Source organism: Intrasporangium chromatireducens Q5-1 (assembly GCF_000576575.1).
GTDB classification, from domain to species: domain Bacteria; phylum Actinomycetota; class Actinomycetes; order Actinomycetales; family Dermatophilaceae; genus Intrasporangium_A; species Intrasporangium_A chromatireducens.
Window position 1 is genome coordinate 1 of the sequence record NZ_AWQS01000311.1, and the last position, 3810, is coordinate 3810.

The 3810-nt window shown below is 69.1% G+C and carries 4 protein-coding genes; 2 read left to right on the forward strand and 2 right to left on the reverse strand.

Annotated features, from left to right (window positions below):
• Window positions 1-4 precede the first annotated feature (4 nt).
• Window positions 5-850, reverse strand: coding sequence for a bifunctional allantoicase/(S)-ureidoglycine aminohydrolase (locus tag N864_RS20095; protein WP_034721598.1), 846 nt, complete (start codon window positions 848-850; stop codon window positions 5-7).
• 116 nt (window positions 851-966) lie between these two features.
• On the opposite strand from N864_RS20095, the gene allB reads away from it, so the two are divergent.
• Window positions 967-2307 (forward strand): allantoinase AllB, encoded by a 1341-nt coding sequence (gene allB, locus N864_RS20100; protein ID WP_034721599.1) that lies wholly within the window; start codon window positions 967-969, stop codon window positions 2305-2307.
• Complete coding sequence (locus N864_RS20105) at window positions 2304-3065, forward strand: SDR family oxidoreductase (protein ID WP_051518850.1); 762 nt, start codon at window positions 2304-2306, stop codon at window positions 3063-3065. Before allB ends, N864_RS20105 begins: the two co-directional genes overlap by 4 nt.
• 85 nt (window positions 3066-3150) lie before the next feature.
• Here N864_RS20105 and N864_RS20110 read toward each other — a convergent pair whose 3' ends face one another.
• Window positions 3151-3642: a YajQ family cyclic di-GMP-binding protein gene (locus tag N864_RS20110; protein WP_034721600.1), complete on the reverse strand. Its 492-nt coding sequence runs from the start codon at window positions 3640-3642 to the stop codon at window positions 3151-3153.
• Window positions 3643-3810 lie beyond the last annotated feature (168 nt).

Sequence of the window (3810 nt, forward strand, 5' to 3'; positions counted from 1 at the left end):
GAGGTCAGAGGAACTGGCGGGAGAGCTTGGCGTGGCGGTTGACGTCCTTGTAGAGCAGGTAGCGGAACCGGCCCGGTCCGCCGGCGTAGCAGGCCTGTGGGCAGAAGGCCCGCAGCCACATGAAGTCGCCCGCCTGGACCTCGACCCAGTCCTGGTTGAGCAGGTAGACGGCCTTGCCCTCGAGGACGTAGAGGCCGTGCTCCATCACGTGGGTCTCGGGGAAGGGGATGACACCGCCGGGCTCGAAGTTCACGATGGTGACGTGCATGTCATGGCGGACGTCGGCGGGGTCGACGAATCGCTGTGTCGCCCAACGGCCCTCGGTGCCAGGCATCTCGGCCGCCGGGACCTCGGTCTCGTTGGTCACGAAGGCCTCTGGTACGTCGATCCCGTCCACCCGCTCGTAGGCCTTGCGGATCCAGTGGAACCGAGCCGCGTCGGCTCCGTCGTTGCGCAGCGTCCACTGGCAACCGGGTGGCAGGTAGGCGTAGCCACCGGGACCCATCTCGTGCCGCTCGCCCTCTATGGTCAGCGCGACGTCGCCCTCGACGACGAAGAGGACGGCCTCGGCTTCGGGGTCGAGCTCCGGTCGGTCGCTGCCGCCACCCGGCGAGACCTCGACGATGTACTGTGAGAAGGTCTCGGCGAAGCCGGACAGGGGTCGGGCGATGACCCAGAGGCGGGTGTCCTCCCAGAACGGGAGGTAGCTCGTGACGATGTCCCGCATGGTGCCGCGCGGGAGGACGGCATAGGCCTCCGTGAAGACCGCCCGGTCCGTGGTCAGCTGGCTCTGGTCCGGGTGGCCGCCGTGAGGGGCGTAGTAGCGCGGGGCTGCAGGACCGGACGCCATGGGCTCTCCTCGACTTCCCCGGAGGCAGGCCTCCGGAGGGTGGATAAACCTTTCCGCAAAGAGGAAAGCATGGGACAGTATCGCCGTCAAGCACCCACGTCTCCAGGAGGGCAGCGGTGAGCAGCCTCGACCTCGTCATCAGGGCCCAACGAGTGGTCACGCCGTCCGGGGAACGGGCGGCGTCGGTCGGAGTGAGGGACGGGCGGGTCGTCGCCGTCGAGCCGCTCGGGACCGGGCTGGCCGCGACGCGCGAGGTCGTGCTCGCCGACGACGAAGTGCTCCTGCCCGGCATCGTCGACTCCCACGTCCACGTCAACGACCCGGGACGAACGGAGTGGGAGGGCTTCACCACGGCGACGAGGGCGGCCGCCTCCGGCGGTGTCACGACGATCGTCGACATGCCGCTCAACAGCATCCCGCCGACGGTCGACGCGTCGGCCCTCGATGTCAAGCGGAAGACGGCAGCGGACCAGGCGTGGGTCGACGTCGGCTTCTGGGGCGGCGCGGTGCCCGGGAACGCCGGACAGCTCGAACCGCTGTGGGACGAAGGCGTCTTCGGGTTCAAGTGCTTCCTGCTCCATTCCGGCGTCGACGAGTTCCCACCCCTGGACTCGGCGGGTCTCGAGGAGGCGATGCGGACCATCGCCGTCTTCGACGGACTGCTCATCGTCCACGCCGAGGACGCGCCCACCATCGACGCGGCGGTCAACGAGGGAGGGGTCCACTACGTCGACTTCCTCCGGTCCCGGCCGCGGGAGGCGGAGAACCGCGCGATCGAGCAGGTCATCGACCTGGCGCGCCAGACCGGCTGTCGGGTTCACATCCTGCACGTGTCGAGCGCCGATGCCCTGCCGCTCATCGCCGCCGCCCGCGCCGACGGGGTGCGCATCACGGCGGAGACGTGCCCGCACTACCTGACCTTCGCGGCGGAGGACGTGCCGGACGGCGCGACCGCGTACAAGTGCTGCCCGCCGATCCGCGAGAGCGGCAACCGCGACCTCCTCTGGGAGGGCCTGCGCGATGGAACGATCGACATCGTCGTGACGGACCACTCGCCCTCGACCCTCGACCTCAAGTGCCTCGGCAGTGGTGACTTCGGCGCTGCCTGGGGTGGCGTGGCGTCCCTCCAGATCGGCTTCTCCGCCGTGTGGACGGTGGCCCGGGAGCGGGGCTTCGGGCTGGGTGACGTGGTCCGCTGGATGTCGCGCGGGCCGGCAGACTTCGTCGGCCTGCAGCGCAAGGGCCGGATCGCGGTCGGCGCGGACGCGGACTTCTGCGTCTTCGCCCCCGACGAGACGTTCGTGGTGGAGGCTGAGCGGCTCCAGCACCGCAATCCGATCACGCCCTATTCGGGTCGCACGCTGCACGGCGTGGTGCGCGGCACCTGGCTGCGAGGAGAGCCGGTCGACATCGCGGCCGAACCTCGCGGACGGCTCCTGCGCCGGGGGGAGGCGTGAGCGCGCCGGCGGGCCTCGACTCGACCGGCGTCGCCGTGGTGACGGGTGCCGGGTCGGGACTCGGGCGCGCCATCACCCGTGGCCTGCTCGACGCCGGGTTCCACGTGGCGCTGCTCGGCCGGCGCGGCGAGGCCCTCGACGAGACGGTCGGGGAGCGGTCAGGGTCACTCGTCATCCCCACCGACGTGACGAACGAGGGCGCGGTCGCAACCGCCTTCGCAGCCGTCGTCTCGGAGTGGGGCCGCGTGGATGTGCTGGTCAACAATGCCGGAACCTTCGGGCCGGTCGGCGAGGCGGATGAGATCTCGGTCCAGGACTGGCGCGAGACCATCGAGGTCAACCTCACTGGCACCTTCCTCTGTTGCAGGGAGGCGTTCCGGATCATGCGGGACCAGTCGCCCCAGGGTGGCCGGATCATCAACAACGGCTCGATCTCGGCGCACGTGCCGCGGCCCGGCCAGGTCGCGTATGCCGCGAGCAAGCACGCGGTCACGGGCCTGACGAAGTCGCTCGCCCTCGATGGCCGCCCGCACCGGATCGTCGTCGGCCAGATCGACATCGGCAACGCCGCGACCGACATGACCTCCCGCTTCACGGAGGGTGCCCGCCAGGCCGACGGCTCAGTCCGTCCGGAGCCGACCTTCGACCCTGCCCATGTCGCCGAGGCGGTCGTCGCCATGGCTCGCCTGCCCCTCGACGTCAGCGTGCCGTTCCTGACGATGCTCGCGACCGAGATGCCCTACGTCGGCCGCGGCTGAGGACCGGGCCGCCAGAGCCGGCCACAAGCAAGAGGTATGCCGCCCAGCTCGCGAGCTGAGCGGCATACCTCTTGCTGTTGCTGGGTCAGCGGTAGTTGGTGAAGTTCAGCGCCACGTCGAGGTCCGCCTCCTTGAGCATGCGCTGCACGGCCTGGAGGTCGTCGCGCGACTTGCTCGTCACGCGCAGCTCGTCGCCCTGGATCTGCGACTTGACGCCCTTGGGGCCCTCGTCGCGGATCAGCTTGTTGATCTTCTTCGCGTTCTCCTGCGAGATGCCCTCCTTGAGCGGGACGTCGAGCTTGTACTCCTTGCCGGAGACGCGCGGCTTCTCGGGGACGTCGAGGTACTTGAGGCTGACCTTGCGCTTGACGAGGTGGGTCTTGACGACGTCGAGGACTGCGAGGCAGCGCTCCTCGGTGTTGGCCTTCATCGAGATCGACTCGCCGGAGAGGTTGACCTCGGCGCCGACGTTCTTGAAGTCGTAGCGCTGGGCGATCTCCTTGGCCGCCGAGTTGACCGCGTTGGCGACCTCCTGCTTGTCGTACTTGCTGACGATGTCGAAGGACGAGTCGGCCATCGGTGGCTCCTTCCGGGGCGGGTGCTGGGGGTGGGCGCGCGTCGTCCGAGGTCGATTCGAACCGGCGCCCGATCTCTTGCTATCCTTCCAGACGCACCACGGCAGGTTGTCCGAGCGGCCAATGGAAGCGGACTGTAAATCCGTCGCGAAAGCTACGAAGGTTCGAAT